Source organism: Chryseobacterium ureilyticum (genome assembly GCF_900156735.1).
Classification (GTDB): domain Bacteria; phylum Bacteroidota; class Bacteroidia; order Flavobacteriales; family Weeksellaceae; genus Chryseobacterium; species Chryseobacterium ureilyticum.
The window spans coordinates 69277-87589 of the sequence record NZ_FTOL01000004.1 but is presented as its reverse complement, the minus strand read 5'-3'; the positions used below and the strand labels follow the sequence as shown (position 1 = coordinate 87589).

Genomic DNA, 18313 nt, shown 5'->3' with positions numbered 1-18313 from the left:
GTGTTATTTCTACATTTTTTTTTTGATTGCTGTAAATGGCTTCCATACTTTTGCAAACGATTATTACAACGAGGAAAGCCTTTATCATTAAAATAAAGATTCTGAAAACACAAAAGATTTAAACACAAAGAAAAAGGTCTCTTTTATGGAGATCTTTTTCTTTTTAGTATTTAACGATCTTTCCGAAAAGTTCACCATATCGATTTTAATTCTTAATTTTAATTTTATCATTTGATTTGACTTTAAAATAAACACGATGAAAAGAAGTAAAGAGATTGCCGATCAGTATTTTAACTTTTTAGATACACATATTCAGGCTGTGATTTCCGGAGAGACTTCTGAGTTTATGGAAGTTAATGAAATTGCGGGAAAATTGGCTATTTCTCATACACATCTTACTGATACCATAAAAAAAGAAACAGGACAGCATCCATGCTATTTTTATGATGAAAAAATTATCTGTCAAGCTCAAAAGATGCTTCAAACTTCAAATAAGTCTATAGCTGAAATAGCGCGCATTTTTACATATGACCCTTCTAACTTTTCAAAATTTTTCAAAAAGATGACTGGTGTCACTCCGGGAGAATTTAGAATTTCAGGGAAAATGGGAAAATAGTTGTTGTAAAAAAGTTTCAGATCCCTTTATTATTCGTGTTTAATTAATTTCCTGTTCTCTTTTATGGGATTTAAATTTGTGATAAATTCACCTTTTAGTGCGTTTTTATTGGAGGTTCACGAGAAAATACTGAAAAATAATCTTTTATAAATGAGGTGGTTGTGAAAAATATTAACATTTTTTTATTATTTCTTCATTGATATTTCTTTATTGTTCACTTTTTTTATTAATTTTCCATTACAAAAAACTAATTTAACTTAATAAAAGTAGGGTGAAAAGTCCAGGTATGTAAAAACTTTTGGTTTTCAGAGTGTAAGGATAAAATTATTGTGTCTTTAATAATATTTAATTTTATTTATACGCTGAAACCCCTTTAAATAGTTATATATTTGTTTTTAAAACCACACAAAACCAAATTTAAGGATGAGCATCAATTTTACAACAGCTACTATTAAAGATTTCGAGAATATCCCGGAGTGTAATATGGCTCAAAGAGCTGAAATATTTTATGAATATTTAGATTATGTAGAGTCTAACGGACATATGAACTACAGACTGAAGAATACTTCAGGAACCAACGCAATATTGAATGTAAATATTGCAAACGAAAACAGAGAATTCGTTAGTTTTGTTTCAAGCGATTACCTGGGATTTACACAACACCCGAAAGTAAAGCAAGCAGCTATTGAAGGAATTGAAAAATATGGAACAGGTACAGGAGCAACCCCGCTTATTGGAGGTTACTTTGATTACCATAATGCTTTAGAAAAAAGAATCTCAAGTTTCTTTCACAGAACAGAGGATGAAGCAGTAGTATTTACCACAGGTTATACGGCAAATAGTGCTACTTTACAATGCTTAATGCAGAAGGAAGATCTTGCTATTTTAGATATGGCTGTACATGCCAGTGTATATGAAGGATGTGCTTTTACGAATAAAAAAACATTTCCTCATAATAATTTGGATGCTTTGGAACACATTTTGAAGACATCTGAGAATCTGTACCGTACAAAACTTGTTATTGTAGATGGAGTATACTCTCAGGATGGAGACACTTCCCATATCAATGAGATCTACAATCTGGTGAAAAAATATAACGCCTTTCTTATGGTGGATGATGTACACGGAGTAGGTATTCTTGGTGAAACAGGAAGAGGAACTCTGGAACAGGCAGACCTGCTTGATAAAGTAGACATTATTACAGGTACTTTCAGTAAAACATTCGGAAACCTTGGGGGATATGTTATAACGGATAAAAAAATAGCCGCATTTGTCAGATTTCAATCCCGTCAACAAATTTTCTCAGCAACAGCTCCACCATCTTCAGCAGGAATTGTAAAAGCAATAGACCTGATTGACGAAGAACCTATTTGGAGACAAAAGCTTTGGGATAATATCAATTATTTCAAAAACGGACTGGATTCTTTGGGATTAGATACAGGAATTACATGCTCAGCTATTGTTCCAGTGAAAATTGGAGACCCATACCTGACAGGAGATGTAGGCAGGATATTAATAGAAAAAGGAATTTACACAAACCCGATTCTCTATCCGGCGGTACCAAGAAAAGATGCGCGTATCAGAATGAGTGTAACAGCAAGACATGAAAAAGAACATCTTGATAAAACACTTAACGCGTTTGATGATATTAATAAAAAATTGCATATTGCGAAAAAATAATAAATTATGCCCAGAAAAGTAGTGCAGGGTCCCATTAGGGATAAAGAAAAAACAAAGCAGAAACTGCTTGCTGCAGTTGGTAAAATTTTAAGAGTAAAAGGATACTCAGGTTTAAAAGTAAGTAAAATTGCCGCAGTAGCCGGGTTTGATAAAAAATTGATCTATGAGTACTTTGGAAGTACAGATAAACTGATTGATGAGTATATCAAATCTCAGGATTACTGGAGTCAGGTGAATAAAGATGTAGAAGTAGATTATTCGGACGGTGGACATGAGCTTACCAAAATGGTAGTACTTAACCAGTTTGAAAACCTGAAGAAAAACAAAGAGCTTCAAAAGATCATTCTTTGGGAACTTTCAGAAAATAAGCCTATCCTTAAAAAATTGGTAGAACAACGTGAAGAAGTAGGAGAAGTTTTATTCGGGAATATCTCAGATCCGTATTTTGGTGAAGGCGTAGCAATGAGACACAGAGCAATTATGGCTCTTATTGTTTCGGGAGCTTATTACCTTAATCTTTATACAGGATACAATGCAAGTGTATTCTGTGGTATCGACCTGAAAACAGAAGAAGGAAGAAAAGAGATTGAACAAGCTATTGTTGAATTGATCGATTTTGCATACAGTAAAAAGAAATAATGATTAAAAGTTTTCCAATTTGAGCAGAAATAAGTTTTTGTTGATAATTTGAAAACTTTTAATTTTCAAATTAAAACTATATTTCTTATTTTTGACCAATGGAAAATTTTATAGTATCTGCAAGAAAATATCGTCCTCAAGAGTTTGATACAGTTGTAGGGCAATCCCATATTACGGATACTTTAGAACATGCAATTGAAGAAAGTCAACTTGCTCAGGCATTACTTTTTTGCGGTCCTCGTGGTGTGGGTAAAACTACTTGTGCAAGGATTTTAGCAAGAAAGATCAATGAGAAAGATGGCTCGGTTTCAGAAGATGGCTTTGCTTACAATATCTATGAATTGGATGCCGCATCCAATAACTCTGTAGATGATATCAGAGAACTTATAGATCAGGTACGCTTTGCACCTCAGGTTGGTAAATACAAAGTATATATCATTGATGAGGTCCATATGCTGTCTTCTGCCGCTTTCAACGCATTCCTTAAAACTTTGGAGGAGCCGCCGGCTCATGCCATATTTATCTTGGCAACTACGGAAAAACATAAAATTATTCCTACAATTTTATCCCGTTGCCAGATCTATGACTTCAAAAGAATTACGATTGAAGACATTCAGGGGCATTTAAGAAACATTGCTCAAAAAGAAAATATCCAATATGAAGATGATGCCTTGTACCTGATTGCCCAAAAAGCAGACGGTGCGTTAAGAGATGCACTTTCTATCTTCGACAGACTTTCTACATTTTCCCAAAAGAATATTACGCTGGCAAAAGCTGCCGAAGTTTTAAACATTCTGGATTATGATCAATACTTAAAAATTGTAGACCTTGCCAAGGAGAATAAAATCCCGGAAGTTCTTACTGTATTTAATGATATTGTTAAAAAAGGCTTTGACCCACATATTTTTGTCGCCGGATTAGGAAATCATTTTAGAGATTTAATGATGGCACAGAACACTTCAACAATAGACCTCATTGAAGTAGGAGAGAAGACCAAATCCAAATTTGTAGAACAGGGACAGAAATGGACCGCTCAACAATTAATTGACGGAATCGAAATCTGTAACCATGCGGATATTAATTATAAAAACTCCAAAAACCCTAGACTTACGGTTGAAATTGCTTTAATGCAATTGGCTTCGCTGACTGCTAATTCAGACGTAACTAAAAAAAAAAATTCCTGATACTGGCTCCGTTTCTCAGTGAGAAGCAGGATGTGAAAATTCCTGAACCAACTCCTGAGAAAAAAGAAACAAAGGTGGAACAGCCATCAGTGCAACCCATCAATACTACGGAAGCTGAAATAAAAAAAACAACCAAACCTTTATCAAAACCAACAGGAATCTCTTCAGGGTTCAGCATCAATTCTTTTTTGAATAAAGAAGAAAAAGTAGAAACAACGGAAAGTACTGCTGTAAAAACTGAAAATCTTCCCCAAAACCATTTTACAGATACAGATCTGCAGATGGAATGGAAAATCATGCTGAAGCAACTACAGATGAAAAATACTTTCGTCTTTAATGCTGTAAAAACATTTAAATTGGAGAAAAAAGAAGAGAATAAAATTAAAGTTTTGTTCCCATCTGACTCTGCCAAGGTAGAATTTGATAAAGTAAGCGGAGAATTTTTTAATCATTTCAGAAGAAAAGTTCAGAACTATAACATTGAGATAGAATACGTGAGAGACGTTGAAAATCTGAAGATTGAGGTAGTTACCAAAAGAAAAATATTTGAAAAATTCATCGAGAAAAATCCACTTTTGAAAGATTTAGATGATTTAATGAAGTTTGATTTGACATAATTTTTATATATTTGTCAAAGATTTTTGTGAAAAATAAGTTTTCAACAAAAACAAATTGCAACCAGAAACGCTAAAACAAAGACATTTCCAGAAGAAAAATGGAAAAACTAACTAATACATATCTGTCTTTTTTTGCACCCGCTAATTACTTTTTTAGCGGTTATTTTAGCTTTTCTGCTTCTTATTTTAGAAATTTCAGAACCTATTACCGATTTTATTGGTATTGCTAACTGAATTTCTTTCCAAAAAATACAGGAGAAATAGAGCCCTTTTATTATCCTGATTCCTTTAAACAATTTTGAACGGCATTTTTTGAAAAGAATTATAAATTAAATTTTATAATCAAAGGGCTATTGCTGTGAACTAATTTAAAATATAAAACAATAAAATTTAGAATAATGAATTTAAAAGATTTAAAAAACGAGTGGATCAATGAGCTTACACAGCCATTAATGATTGCAGGACCATGTAGCGCAGAAAGTGAAGCTCAAATGCTTGAAACTGCGAGAAGAATTAAAGAATCCAACGCCAATGTGTCTGTTTTCCGTGCCGGAATATGGAAGCCTCGTACCAAACCAAATGGTTTCGAAGGAGTAGGAGTGATCGGTTTGAACTGGCTAAAAAAAGTAAAAGAAGAGTACGGATTTAAAACAGCTACGGAAGTTGCTAATGCACACCACGTTTTCGCTGCTTTGGAAGCTGATGTAGATGTTCTTTGGATTGGAGCACGTTCTACAGTAAACCCTTTTACAGTACAGGAAATTGCAATGGCTTTAAGAGGAACTAATAAGCCTGTATTCGTTAAAAACCCTGTAAATCCGGATCTTGCATTATGGATCGGAGCTCTTGAGAGACTTTTAGGACAGGATATTAAAAACTTAGGAGTTATTCACAGAGGATTCTCTACATACCAAAAAACAAAATACAGAAACAATCCAAATTGGCAAATCGCTCTTGATTTCAAAAGCCAATTCCCAGATATTCCAATGCTGATTGACCCTTCTCACATTTGTGGAAACAGAACAGGTCTTGCAGATATTACACAGGAAGCTCTTAACGTTGGATACCAAGGTGCTATCATTGAATCTCACTGTAATCCTGACGAAGCTTGGAGTGATGCATCACAACAGATTACTCCTGAAGTATTGGCAGATTTAATCGGAAACTTAAAGGTAAGAAGCTCTAATTTAGCTGGTTTTGAAGGGGAAATGGGAAGACACAGAACTTTAATTTCTGATCTTGATTTCCAATTAATTGAACTTCTTTCTCAAAGGATGAAGATTTCTGAGAAAATTGGTAAACTTAAAAAAGAGAATGATATTGCAATCTTCCAGCCGGAACGTTGGAAAGTAATTACAGAATACGCAAACCAAAAAGCTAAAGAAACAGGAATGTCTCAGGAGTTTATTGAAAAAGTATTCAAGGCAATTCACGAAGAATCTATTGAAGTACAGAACAATATTATGATTGACAGAGACTAATTTGTCAAACTATTATCAGGAGGAAAATTTAGAATGAGGAAAATATTTTCTAAATACTAATGCTAAAACCTGAATGCAATCAAAATTAGGGCTTAGATTTTGAGACTTAGGAGAGTTGAAACATTTGTTTTTAAACCTATTTCCCAAATCCTAAGCCCTAATTCCTTATATTTGCACTAACATTATCTATGAAAGGAAAAATCATTAAATCTACAGGCAGTTGGTATCAGGTTTTGGAATTGGAAACCAATAAAATTTTCGAAGCCAGAATCAGAGGAAAATTTAAGCTTATTAAAACACGACTTACCAATCCGCTTGCTGTAGGAGATTTCGTTGAATTTCAGCTCGAACAGGATGATATTGCATGGATCACCAAGATAGAACCACGTACCAATTACCTGATCAGAAAATCGGTAAACCTTTCAAAAGAAGCACACATCATTGCTTCCAATATAGACCTTGCATGTTTTATTTTTACGCTGAAACATCCGGAAACTTCATTGGGATTCCTGGATCGATTTCTTGCTTGTTGTGAAGCGTATAATATTAAACCATTAATTTTATTCAATAAGATTGATGTTTTGTATGAAGAAGAAATTGAGATTGTAAAAGATGTCGAGTTTCTTTATCAGGAAATAGGATATGATACGTTGGAAATTTCTTCTTATTCCAGATTAAATCTTGATCAGCTTCAGGAATTACTTAAAGATAGAACATCTGTATTTTTCGGACATTCTGGTTGCGGAAAATCAACCTTAGTGAATGCTTTACAGCCAGGGCTTAATTTAAAAACTTCTGAAATTTCAGATACCCATTTAAAAGGAAAACATACAACGACCTTTGCACAGATGCATTTCTGGGACTTTGGAGGAAACGTAATCGATACACCGGGAGTACGTGAATTTGCAATGATTGACATTGAAAAAGAAGAAGTACAACACTATTTTCCTGAGATTTTTAAGAAGAGAGAAGAGTGTAAATTCCACAATTGTCTTCACATCAATGAACCAAAATGCGCTGTTATTGATGCTCTGGAAACCGAAGAAATTCAACACTCCCGTTATGCTACCTATATCAAATTGATGGAAGAGGCGGAAGAGGCTTCTCAAAAATAATAAAATATACCGTATTTATATAATAACCGATCAGTATAAACTGATCGGTTTGTTTTTTTATATAGAAAGAAATCTTTTTGAAAAGTAATTTTAGCATTTAAAAAGTCTCAATTTTCATTTTTTGACTTAAAAAAAAATCTGTTTTTTTAATAATTCTACTTTTTGTCATAGAATTTTTGACGTATAACTCCACTTTTGTCATATTTAGAATTTACCAGGAAAAAATATTTTGAAAAATATGCCATTATTTTATCCATTGAAATGTAAATAATAACATATTGATATATTTTTATATGAGGTTTAATTTTATCAAATTATTAAAAAAAAGCTTCATTTTTTGAAAATAAAAAACCCAGCCGAAGCTGGGTAAAAACTAATAACCATGAAAACTCAAATTAAACATGAGAATCGCAATAGAATAAACAATTACTGTGCCAAAGTTTGGTTCATAATTTCTTAATAAAAGTTATTTTTATGTTAAAAAAAAATTAAAATAAAAATCAAAGATATTTTTTGTAATTTTGCACCATTAAAAAAATATACATTTATGTCTAACATTACATTCACTATGATTAAGCCTGATGCTGTTGCTGACGGACATATCGGTGCTATATTAGGTAAGATTGCTGAAGGAGGTTTCAAAATCAAAGCTTTAAAATTAACTCAGCTTACAGTTGCTGACGCAAAAAAATTCTATGAAGTACACGCTGAAAGACCATTTTATGGTGAGCTAGTAGAATTCATGAGCTCTGGTCCTATCGTAGCTGCAGTTTTAGAAAAAGACAACGCAGTTGAAGACTTCAGAACATTAATTGGAGCTACTAACCCTGCAGAAGCAGCAGAAGGTACTATCAGAAAAATGTTCGCTAGAAGCATCGGAGAAAATGCAGTTCACGGTTCAGATTCTGACGAGAACGCTTTAATCGAAGCTCAATTCCATTTTTCAGGAAGAGAGATTTTCTAAGAAAATTTTCTTACAAGATAAAAATCCGGAGACATTCTCCGGATTTTGTTTTTTATGATAATTAATAGTCTTAAAGATTATTCTCAATTGCGCCTACTTTTTCTCTGTAAAGTTCAAGAGGCTTATTAAGTAAGACCGCAATGACCGTCATGTTTTTATCAAGCCTTTCCTTGGGAATGTCAATATAAATGATTCCCGGTCTGTCACTCCAGTAAAGTTTGTTGTAGATTTTATGGGAGAGCAAGGTTCCATCACCTACAATTCTTATTCTGGCAATGGCATTTTTTATTCCTTTCAGGGCGATAGGACCTGTGGGAGTTCCTTCAACAAAAAGATATAAGGTTTGTTTATCCTTTGAAAGTGCACTCATCCCAGGGTAATGTCCGTCAGGCAATCCTTTTTCCGTTTCAAAAAGTGCCTCAGCGTGTTTACCCATCCAATTGATTGTTTCAGGATTTGTTTGCGATGTCTTTTTTAATGACATATCAAGTCCGTCATGTGTCAGCCCTGAATTATTTGTGACATTATTTCCACTATGAAGCGCATTTGTCATGTCATACACTGCGGATTGTGTGTTTTGATTCTTCAGTAAATCAGGTAGAGATATTTTTTCTTGTTTAAAGTCTGCCAAAAACTGAGGTGGGGTTTCAAAACTAATTTCAACAACAGTTACATCTTTATCAAATTTTATATTCTGAAAATTCAATGTTAGCGTCTTTTCTTGGCTATAATCCATTTTTATAGCAGCTTTGGAGTCACCGATAATTTTTGCAGAAACAGGTTTTGTTGCCAATCCGTAGATTTTAGTAAAACTTTTCGCCTCTTCCAAATAAAGAAATAAAGATTTTCCAGATGTAGATAAAGCTGATTTTCCTTTGTAGTTTTCAAAAGGAATTCCTCGGTTTGTATCATAAATAGCAGTGGTGTGCTTTGATGTCCATTGTCCAAGATCCTTTAATATTTGTGCCTGCTTTTCCGGAATAGTTCCGTCTGATTTCGGTCCGATATCCAATAATAAATTGCCTCCCATACTGATTACATCGGCAAGGGTACGAATAATCATGTTAGATGTTTTATAGTTATCATCATATGGCTGATATCCCCAGGAATCATTCATCGTGTAACAAAGTTCCCAATATGGACTTTGTGGTGCCATAACAGGAATGCCTTGTTCAGGAGTATCGTAATCCCCATGATTATTTAATCTTGAATTGATGATAATATTGGAATTGTAACTCTTTAAAAGGTCTAACGTTTGTGAAGCTTTCCATTCTTCCGAAGTATGTTCCCAGTCACCATCAAACCATAAAAGATCAGGTTTGTATTGAATGGAAAGTTCATTCAACTGTGATTGGTAGTAATTTACAAAGCTTTGCCAGCGCTGGGGGTCTTTTTTAATATCATAACGCTTTTTAGTTCTTGTATTGACATCATAAAAGGTGTGGCTCCAGTCAGGAAGAGAAAAGTAAAGTCCTGTTTTTAATCCTGAATTTTTCAGTTGATATAGAAAAGGAGTTAGAACATCTTTTTTTGCTAAAGCTTTTTTCGGAACTGTAATAGCATTTTCAGATTGTGAATTCCAAAGTGAAACTCCGTCATGGTGTTTTGTTGTAATTACGGCATATTTTGCACCGGATTCTTTGATGAGATTTACCCATTGTTCCGGCTGGTAGTTTGAAGCTGAAAAATGGTCAAGCTGCTTCATGTAATTTTCATGATTGACATAATTATTGAAAAAAGACCAAGATTCCGATATTCCATTTACAGAGTAGATTCCCCAATGAATAAAAATACCCAGTTTGGCATTCTTGAACCATTCCATTTTCTTATGATCAACAGATTGTGCTTTTGTATAGTTACCGGATACAGATAATATGACTCCAAGGAAAAGAGCTTTGAATAGCTTATTTCTCATTTATTAATTTTTAAGGTTAAATATAAATAAAGAATATGTATTTTTTGGAATCGATAAATCTTCATCTGTCGTATGATATTAAAATGGCTCTGTTTTTATTTATTAAACAAGTTTACTCTATAGATTTTAAAATATAAAGTATTCAAACATAAATTGTTGTATTTTAGAAGGGAAGTAAATGGAACGCTTATTGTAAATTATTTAAAAAAGCAATTATGAAAATTCCAGCATTATTAATGGCGAGTTTATTGACGGTAGGCGTTGCTGCACAGACAACAAAACCTGTCACGAAAACCAAAAAGCCGGTAAAGAAGGTGAAAAAGATAGCTAAGTCCGATACTGTGGAAAAACCAAGGATTCCCAAAATACCTATTAGAAAAGATACAATTAAACATGATCCTGGCTATTGTCCGGCTTGTGGATTAGGATAAAATATGAAAAAACCACTCTTAGGAATATCAATGATGGCAGAATCAGAATTTGTTTCTGCTATTTTACCTTTATTACAAAGTAGTTCAATAGAAGTACTGGAGTGGTCATTCGATACTTTTTATAATGCTAAAGAACCTGTTTGGCTGAGTGATCTACTGAATTTTTATTCCGAAAACAGCCGTTTGATAGGGCATGGCGTTTATTATTCATTATTTGACGCTAAATGGAATGACAGGCAGAAAATTTGGCTTGAAAAATTAAAGAAGGAAGTTCATAAAAGACAATACAATCATCTTACGGAGCATTTTGGTTTTATGAATACTGAAAATTTTCACCAGGGAGTTCCATTGCCGGTATCTTTACATTCTCAAACATTACAAATTGGAAAAGACAGACTTCACAGACTGCAGGATGCTGTGGATATCTCTGTAGGAATTGAAAATCTGGCATTTTCTTTTTCTGTGGATGATGTAAAGGAGCAAGGCTTATTTCTTGACCAATTGATTGAAGATATTGATGGATTCCTTATTCTGGATCTTCATAATATCTATTGTCAAGCCTGCAATTTTGAGGTGGATATGCAGGAAATTATTCAATCATATCCATTAGATAAAGTGAAAGAAATTCATCTTTCTGGGGGAAGTTGGCAGGAGAGTATTTACGGGAAGAAATCCATTAGAAGAGATACTCATGATGATGACATTCCTGATGAAATATGGGCAGTACTGCCTTCTGTTTTATTACAGTGTAAAAATGTACAGTATGTCATCATTGAAAGATTGGGACATAGCATTAAAACAGAAAGAGATAAGCAGAATTTTTTAAGTGACTTTATAAAAGCTCAGACGATAATTAATGATTTGGATTGGTCTGGAAGAGAGAATCGTTTTTGGAGTAAAAAAGAAGTAAATATTTCAAAAAAGCCTCTTGAGGATATCGTTTTGTACGAAGAGCAAACCAGATTGACAAAACTTCTTTTTGATAATGTTGAGCCTTCATTGATTAAAAAAGAAAATTTCCAATATTTTAATACAAAAATCTGGAACGAAGAAATGATAATGACTGCTCAAAACATTCTCAAGAAATGGAATCCTTATTAACGAGAATTTTATCACCACAAATCAAATTATATGAAAATGACAACAGTCGTACTCATTATTACCGCGGTGCTTACGGCACTTATTGCCGGGCTTTTTTATGCTTATTCATGTTCTGTCGTTCTTGGTTTAGGAAAGTTGAATGACTCAGAATATTTGAAAGCTATGCAGAATATTAACAGAGAAATTCTTAATCCTGTATTTTTCATGAGCTTTATGGGGACGGCTGTGTTGCTTCCTGTATCCACATTTCTTATGAGAGGTCAACAGCCTGCTTTTATTTTTCTTTTACTGGCAACATTAGCCTATCTGATTGGCGTTTTTGGAGTTACTATAGTCGGAAACGTGCCAATGAATGATACGCTTGATAAATTTGATATTTCTAATTCAAAAATGGAAGCTATTAAAAAGATGCGTGAAAGCTTTGAGAACAGATGGAATTTTTTAAATAATATCAGAACTGTTTTTTCAGTAATCAGCATTACGCTGGTTGTCTGCTCCTGTATATGGAATAAGGAAGGGTAGTAGGTAGAAATACTTAATCATAAATTCCGTATTTCTACGGATGTTTTTGTGGTACTTTATTCAGAAATTTGTGTAGTTAGTAAGAAGGATTTACACATTTAAAGAATTTTGTAAGAAAAATTAATAACCACGGCAACTCAAATCCCAATGAGAAAAGGCAGTCCCAAGGGGCTGCCTTTTGTTATATAAAGAAATATTTTCTAAATTTTTAAAAGCTCGATTGTTCTTTCAGGGCTTTCTGCCGAAAATACAGCATTACCAGCAACTAAAACATCTGCTCCTGCTTCGAAAAGTTTGGATGCATTGTCAAGATTTACACCTCCATCTACCTGAATAAGCGCTGTAGAATTATTACTTAAGATTAAATCTTTAGTTTCTGCAATCTTTTTATAGGTGTTCTCAATGAACTTCTGACCTCCAAATCCAGGGTTTACACTCATTAATAATACTAAATCTACATCTGCAATAATATCCTCAAGCATTAAAACAGGAGTAGAAGGGTTTAGTACAACCCCAGCTTTTGCTCCTTTACTCTGAATGTGGTGAATCGTTCTGTGAAGATGTGTACATGCTTCATAATGCACCGAAATAAGGTCTGCTCCATGATTAATGAATTCATCAACATATTTTTCCGGCTCAACGATCATCAAGTGAACATCTACGAATTTTTTAGCATGCTGCTGAACGGTTTTCATTACAGGGAAACCAAATGAAATATTAGGTACAAATCTCCCATCCATAACGTCGATGTGGAACCAGTCTGCCTGAGATCTGTTTAACATTTCAATGTCTCTTTGCAGATTCCCAAAGTCTGCTGATAAAAGGGATGGAGCAATAAGCTTCGTTTTCATTTTTACTTTTTACTTAATATTAGATTTTAGATCTTAGACACCAGATGTCAGACTTGAGTGCTGGTGTTATAGTCTAGTGTCTGATATCTGGTGTCTAATGTCTCTTAATGATACTTCAGTTTCATTTCCGGTTTGATTCTCAGAACGGTTTCGTAGATCAGTGTAATAACATTCGCTACGTCTTCTTTGGATACCATTTCCACTGTTGTATGCATGTAGCGCAAAGGTAAGGAAATTAATGCACTTGGTACTCCGCCATTCGAATGAGCAAAAGCATCCGTGTCTGTTCCTGTAGCTCTGCTCGCGGCAGCTCTCTGATAAGGGATCTTCTTAGTTTTTGCAGTATCAATGATAAGTTCTCTGATAGTATGGTGAACGCTCGGTGCAAAGAATACAACCGGTCCTGCGCCACATTTCTGATCACCTTCTTTTTTCTTTTCGATCATTGGTGTGGTTGTATCATGAGTAACGTCTGTTACAATCGCTATATTGGGCTTGATAGTATCAGCAATCATATCTGCACCATACAAGCCAACTTCTTCCTGTACAGAATTGGTAATATAAAGCCCGAATGGAATAGATTTTTTATTCTCTTTTAAAAGTCTTGCTACTTCAGCAATCATAAATCCTCCAATTCTGTTATCCAAAGCTCTGCAGACAAAATATCTGTCATTCATTTCAAAGAATTCATCAGGATAAGTGATCATGCAGCCTACAAAGATTCCCATTTTTTCAACTTCTTCCTTAGTGGTTGCACCACAGTCGATGAAAATGTTTTCGATTTTTGGAGTAGGTTCGTCTTGGTTGCTTCTTGTGTGAATTGCAGGCCATCCGAATACGCCTTTTACAATACCATTTTCTCCGTGGATATGTACTACTTTTGAAGGCGCAATGGTCTGGTCGGAACCTCCGTTTCTGATGACATAAATGAGCCCGTCATCAGTAATATAATTTACGTACCATGAAATTTCATCAGCATGCGCTTCAATCACTACTTTAAACTCTGCTTCAGGATTAATGATACCATAGCACGTACCATAATGGTCTACTTCAATTTTGTCAACATAAGGTTTGATGTAATCCATCCATACTTTTTGACCCTCGTGTTCATAACCTGTTGGAGATGAAGTGTTTAAATATTTCTCTAAAAATTTCAAAGATTTCTTTTCAAATTTCATAAAAAGGAATGATTTTTGCGTTTAATTTTTGTTCTTATAAGTGTAAAAATAATGAAATTTAATAAGATTATTTGCCTTTTTGTTTTCTTTTTTGGAGTCAGTGTTTTTGGTCAAAAGGATACTGTGGTTGCAAAACCTCTCAATCAATACCCACCTGAGTCCCTCAAAGTGGATGAATTTGGCAATAAATATTATTACGACGAGCAGCAGAAAGTGAAAATTTATGAAGTAAACGGAGAGCCTGTAGTAGTATTGGATGAATTGGTTTTAGTTAATAAACCGAGATTTAACAATCAACTTGATAAAAATTACTATTATTTCCTAAACAAAAAGCTTTATAGAGTATATCCTTTATTTGTAACTGCTTTACAGCAATACAGAGACATTCAGGTAGACATGAATGATATGGATAGCAAAGCTAAACGAAAGTTTGTAAGGGAAAGACAGAATATGCTTGCGGATCAGTATGAAAAACAGCTGAGAGATCTTACTACAACAGAAGGACAGGTTTTTGCCAAACTAATGAATAGAGCTACAGGTAAAAATGTATATGAAATCATTAAAGAACTTAGAGGTGGATTTAGCGCGTTTTGGTGGAACTTAAAAGGAAAAATGGCTGATATTGATCTAAAAGATCGTTATGATCCACACAAAAACAGGACTGATGAATTTGTAGAATCATTACTTCAGTCTAACTGGAATTCAGGATATTTAAAACCTTATCCGGGAGCCAGCGATTTTAAAGTGAAAAAATAATAGTTAAGATAAAAAATTCCTGTAAGTACTTCTTACAGGAATTTTTCTTTTAATTTATCGAATACAATTTTGTCAATGGGAAGCGGGAAGGGATTGTCTGGTCTGTCAATATCCATCCATTCTGTTTTTTCTATGCAGGGATCAAGAATCAGAAATTCGTTTTCATCTACAATGTTTACTATATAATATATGGTAAGAAGTTGCTCATTTTCTCTGAAACGGGAAACCAGAAAGTTTTCCTGAGTATAGAAATGTTCTACAATGTCTATTTTTACATTCAACTCTTCATCAAATTCACGATGTAAACACTCAAGTGTTCCCTCGCCATATTCCAATCCGCCACCCGGAAATTTCACTAAAGGTTCACCTGCATATTCCTCAAATAAGGTAAGAACTTTTTTATCTTTTACTGCACAGCCATACACTCTAATGTTGATCTTATCTATCATATATATAATGTATAATATTTTATATAGTTAAAGGTAATGAATTTTTCTGAGGCATATAAGGCTAAAATGGTGAAAAAGTGAATTTGTAAATTAGCCCTGAAATGATTTTGCTTTTTTAAAAAATTCTGCTTTACTATTTATAGTTTAATGGCATTAATCATCTCTCTCTTTCCCGGAGGACCTTGTTTTTTTTCCACCTGGAAATTTAATTCCTGAAGAATTCTTCTTACACTTCCTTTGGAAGAGTAGGTCGTTAATAATCCGTTAAGCGCCATTTTGTCAGAAACCAGTTCGAATAACGGTTTTTCCCAAAGATCAGGCTGTACTCTTGCTCCGAAACAGTCAAAGTAAACAAGGTTGATTTTCGGTAGATCGATGTTCTTTAGGTCGAAAAAGTCACATTCTATCTTTTTTAAGTTGAATCCACTAATGATTTCAACTGACTTTTCCCAATCTGCTAGATGAATTTTCTGATAAATATTTTTAAACTCTGGGTTATCAAAAAGTTCAAAGTAAGCTAAATCCTTAACTTCGGATTCATTTATGGGGTATTTTTCGAGCGAAAAATAATTGATGACATGATTTTTGTCAGTTTTTAAATATTCATTAATTGTCACTAAAACATTCAAACCTGTTCCAAAACCTAGTTCTAAAATATTAATTTCGCAATCATTAACTAAGTTTAGTCCATTTTTAATAAACACGTGTTCTGCTTCCTGAAGAGCTCCGTGATGAGAATGGTAGTTTTCATTTAAATCATTGATAAACAATGTTTTACTTCCGTCGTTTGTGGTCTTAATCTCTCTTTTCAAGCTAATTTTTTGTCAAATTTACTCTAAAATTTTTATATTTAGAAAATTATGTTAAATTTGTAGAACATCGTAAAAATTTTAAAAAATGATAATTCAAAAAACTGAAAACTCCAGAATTTCTACATTTGACCCTAACAATTTTTCATTTGGTGGTACTTTCATAGATCATATGATTATATGTGAGTACGAAAACGGAAAATGGGGTGATGTAAAATTAGTTCCTTACGGTCCAATTCCATTTACACCTGCTATGATGGGAGTAAACTACGGACAAGCTTGTTTTGAAGGTATGAAAGCCTATAAAGACAAAGACGGGCAGGTTTTCCTTTTCAGGCCAGAAAAGAATTTTGAACGTATCAACAAGTCAGCAAAGCGTCTTGCAATGCCTGAGGTGACTGAGGAAATGTTTTTAGACGGATTAAAAGCATTAGTAGATATCGACAGAGACTGGATCCCTCAGGGGGAAGGTATGTCTTTATATATCAGACCATTGATTTTCGCAACAGAGGAAGCTTTGAAAGCAAGAGTTTCTGAAAAATATATGTTTGCTATTGTAGCAACACCAGCAAAGAGCTATTATTCAGAGCCTGTATCTGTAAAAATTTCAGACCACTATTCAAGAGCAGCAAACGGTGGAGTAGGTTCTGCTAAAGCAGCTGGTAACTATGCAGCTTCTTTCTACCCAACTCAATTGGCAATTGAAGAAGGATACGAGCAAATTATCTGGACTGATGATGCAACTCACGAGTATTTCGAAGAGAGTGGTACTATGAACGTATTTGTAAGAATTAACGATACAATTTATACACCACCAACGTCTGAAAAAATTCTTGATGGAGTTACAAGAGACAGCTTCCTTCAGTTAGCTAAGAAAAGAGGAATTGAAGTAAAAGTTGAACCAATTGCTGTAAAAACAGTTATTGAAGCTTTGAAAAACGGAGAGCTTAAAGAAGTATGGGGAGTAGGTACAGCTGTTGTAACCACTCAGTTCCAGGCTTTAGGATATGAAGGTGAGAAATTATCACTTCCAAGATTATCTGACGAAGAAAGCTTTGCTGCGATCCTTAAGAAAGATTTAGTAGATCTTCAAAACAACCTTTCCGAAGATCCATTCGGATGGAGAGTGGTTGTAGATCATGCACTTGAAACAGTTTAATAGTACTTCAATAGACTATATAGTATAAAGCCGGGATATTCCCGGTTTTTTTGTTTTAAAGTATCCATTAAAAATTTACTTAAAAATAAGAAAGGTTTTATAGAATATAGTTGAAATATATACTTGATTTTCTTTAAAATTTAAATTCATTTTAAAGGTTTAAAAGTTATTTTAGGTATTATTATTATATTGCTGCATTAATACATTACTATATTTCTGTATCAAGTTTTGTAATTGATTCACGAAATGTGTATTTTCGCAAAAGTTTATGAAAAAATTACTCTTCATATCAGCTATAAGTCTGTTGAGCTGCAATAGAAATGCACAGACGGCACATCCTCCTGTAGGCGGTGTTTTAAGCCAGAAAGATCTGGACGTTTCTAAAAACAGAATGAAAAACCTGAACACTATCGAGAGAGGTCAGATTCAGGATTGGATCAATGGACAAAACGAAAAGTTTTATCCTACGCAGCTTAATTACTGGGTGACAGTGGATGGTTTTGATCGTAGAGAAAGGAGAGCAGATAATACGCTGATTTCTTATTCTTATGAGTTGTACGACTTTGATCAGACAAAGATCTATGACCAGCCTTTTGAAAGAAGAGATGCCAAATTTGGGCATTTTGATGAACTGAAAGCGGTGGAGAATGCTTTGCGTTTTATACATGATGGAGAGGAAGTTACGCTTTTGGTACCGTCTTCTTTGGCTTACGGAACTTTTGGAGACGAAAAGAAAATAGACAATGATATTCCATTAATCATAAAATTAAAAGCTTTATAATACATGAAATTGTTTAACAAGAATATAATTCTGGCAGCGGCAAGTATTTCGCTGATGAGTTGTAC

At 33.9% G+C, this 18313-nt stretch carries 19 protein-coding genes; 14 read left to right on the top strand and 5 right to left on the bottom strand.

From position 1 onward, the window contains the following. Positions 1-256: 256 nt before the first annotated feature. The 8 genes from BW983_RS12990 (at position 257) to BW983_RS12955 (ending at position 8296) form a co-directional block, all read left to right on the top strand. Entirely contained in the window at positions 257-616 is a 360-nt protein-coding gene (locus BW983_RS12990) for a helix-turn-helix domain-containing protein (RefSeq protein ID WP_076552350.1), read from the top strand. 423 nt (positions 617-1039) lie between these two features. After that, positions 1040-2296: an aminotransferase class I/II-fold pyridoxal phosphate-dependent enzyme gene (locus BW983_RS12985; RefSeq protein WP_076552349.1), complete on the top strand. Its 1257-nt coding sequence runs from the start codon at positions 1040-1042 to the stop codon at positions 2294-2296. A 6-nt stretch (positions 2297-2302) separates the two neighbouring features. Next, the gene (locus BW983_RS12980) at positions 2303-2935 is read left to right on the top strand and encodes a TetR/AcrR family transcriptional regulator (RefSeq protein WP_076552348.1); all 633 of its coding nucleotides are present in this window, start codon (positions 2303-2305) and stop codon (positions 2933-2935) included. A gap of 98 nt (positions 2936-3033) precedes the next feature. Further along, entirely contained in the window at positions 3034-4119 is a 1086-nt protein-coding gene (gene dnaX, locus BW983_RS12975; protein WP_076552347.1) for a DNA polymerase III subunit gamma/tau, read from the top strand. A gap of 32 nt (positions 4120-4151) precedes the next feature. Next, on the top strand, positions 4152-4736 hold the full coding sequence (locus BW983_RS24355) for a hypothetical protein (protein WP_228409004.1): 585 nt from the start codon (positions 4152-4154) through the stop codon (positions 4734-4736). Between the two features lie 398 nt (positions 4737-5134). After that, positions 5135-6217, top strand: coding sequence for a chorismate mutase (locus BW983_RS12965; protein WP_065394725.1), 1083 nt, complete (start codon positions 5135-5137; stop codon positions 6215-6217). 188 nt (positions 6218-6405) lie between these two features. Then, complete coding sequence (gene rsgA, locus BW983_RS12960) at positions 6406-7332, top strand: ribosome small subunit-dependent GTPase A (protein ID WP_076552346.1); 927 nt, start codon at positions 6406-6408, stop codon at positions 7330-7332. 547 nt (positions 7333-7879) lie between these two features. Then, positions 7880-8296, top strand: coding sequence for a nucleoside-diphosphate kinase (locus BW983_RS12955; protein ID WP_034687444.1), 417 nt, complete (start codon positions 7880-7882; stop codon positions 8294-8296). Positions 8297-8366: 70 nt separating this feature from the next. On the opposite strand, the gene BW983_RS12950 is transcribed toward BW983_RS12955, so the two are convergent. Then, positions 8367-10211 carry an alpha-L-fucosidase gene (locus tag BW983_RS12950; protein ID WP_076552345.1) on the bottom strand — a complete coding sequence of 615 codons (1845 nt, stop codon included), beginning with the start codon at positions 10209-10211 and terminating at the stop codon, positions 8367-8369. Between the two features lie 215 nt (positions 10212-10426). Between BW983_RS12950 and chrA the strand changes: the two genes are divergently transcribed. Genes chrA through chrI form a run of 3 tightly spaced genes read left to right on the top strand, consistent with a single transcriptional unit; the run spans position 10427 to position 12265 of the window. Further along, entirely contained in the window at positions 10427-10642 is a 216-nt protein-coding gene (gene chrA / locus BW983_RS12945; protein WP_076552344.1) for an MNIO class RiPP chryseobasin precursor ChrA, read from the top strand. A 3-nt stretch (positions 10643-10645) separates the two neighbouring features. Continuing rightward, positions 10646-11743 carry an MNIO family chryseobactin maturase gene (gene chrH, locus BW983_RS12940; RefSeq protein WP_076552343.1) on the top strand — a complete coding sequence of 366 codons (1098 nt, stop codon included), beginning with the start codon at positions 10646-10648 and terminating at the stop codon, positions 11741-11743. Positions 11744-11773: 30 nt separating this feature from the next. Next, a complete protein-coding gene (gene chrI / locus BW983_RS12935; protein ID WP_076552342.1) occupies positions 11774-12265 on the top strand; it encodes a chryseobasin maturation helper ChrI in 492 nt (163 codons plus the stop codon). A 200-nt stretch (positions 12266-12465) separates the two neighbouring features. Here chrI and rpe read toward each other — a convergent pair whose 3' ends face one another. After that, on the bottom strand, positions 12466-13116 hold the full coding sequence (rpe, locus tag BW983_RS12930) for a ribulose-phosphate 3-epimerase (RefSeq protein WP_065394719.1): 651 nt from the start codon (positions 13114-13116) through the stop codon (positions 12466-12468). A 104-nt stretch (positions 13117-13220) separates the two neighbouring features. Continuing rightward, positions 13221-14294: a chryseobasin maturation metalloprotease ChrP gene (gene chrP / locus BW983_RS12925; protein WP_076552341.1), complete on the bottom strand. Its 1074-nt coding sequence runs from the start codon at positions 14292-14294 to the stop codon at positions 13221-13223. A 51-nt stretch (positions 14295-14345) separates the two neighbouring features. Here chrP and BW983_RS12920 point away from each other — a divergent pair, with 51 nt between their 5' ends. Beyond that, positions 14346-15050, top strand: coding sequence for a DUF4294 domain-containing protein (locus BW983_RS12920; protein ID WP_065394717.1), 705 nt, complete (start codon positions 14346-14348; stop codon positions 15048-15050). Positions 15051-15082: 32 nt separating this feature from the next. On the opposite strand, the gene BW983_RS12915 is transcribed toward BW983_RS12920, so the two are convergent. Then, positions 15083-15499: an NUDIX domain-containing protein gene (locus BW983_RS12915; RefSeq protein WP_076552340.1), complete on the bottom strand. Its 417-nt coding sequence runs from the start codon at positions 15497-15499 to the stop codon at positions 15083-15085. A gap of 137 nt (positions 15500-15636) precedes the next feature. Then, positions 15637-16311 carry a tRNA (5-methylaminomethyl-2-thiouridine)(34)-methyltransferase MnmC2 gene (mnmD, locus tag BW983_RS12910; RefSeq protein WP_076552339.1) on the bottom strand — a complete coding sequence of 225 codons (675 nt, stop codon included), beginning with the start codon at positions 16309-16311 and terminating at the stop codon, positions 15637-15639. An 85-nt stretch (positions 16312-16396) separates the two neighbouring features. On the opposite strand from mnmD, the gene BW983_RS12905 reads away from it, so the two are divergent. Next, positions 16397-17467: a branched-chain amino acid aminotransferase gene (locus tag BW983_RS12905; RefSeq protein WP_076552338.1), complete on the top strand. Its 1071-nt coding sequence runs from the start codon at positions 16397-16399 to the stop codon at positions 17465-17467. Positions 17468-17735: 268 nt separating this feature from the next. After that, positions 17736-18248 carry an FKBP-type peptidyl-prolyl cis-trans isomerase gene (locus tag BW983_RS12900; protein ID WP_076552337.1) on the top strand — a complete coding sequence of 171 codons (513 nt, stop codon included), beginning with the start codon at positions 17736-17738 and terminating at the stop codon, positions 18246-18248. Positions 18249-18313 lie beyond the last annotated feature (65 nt).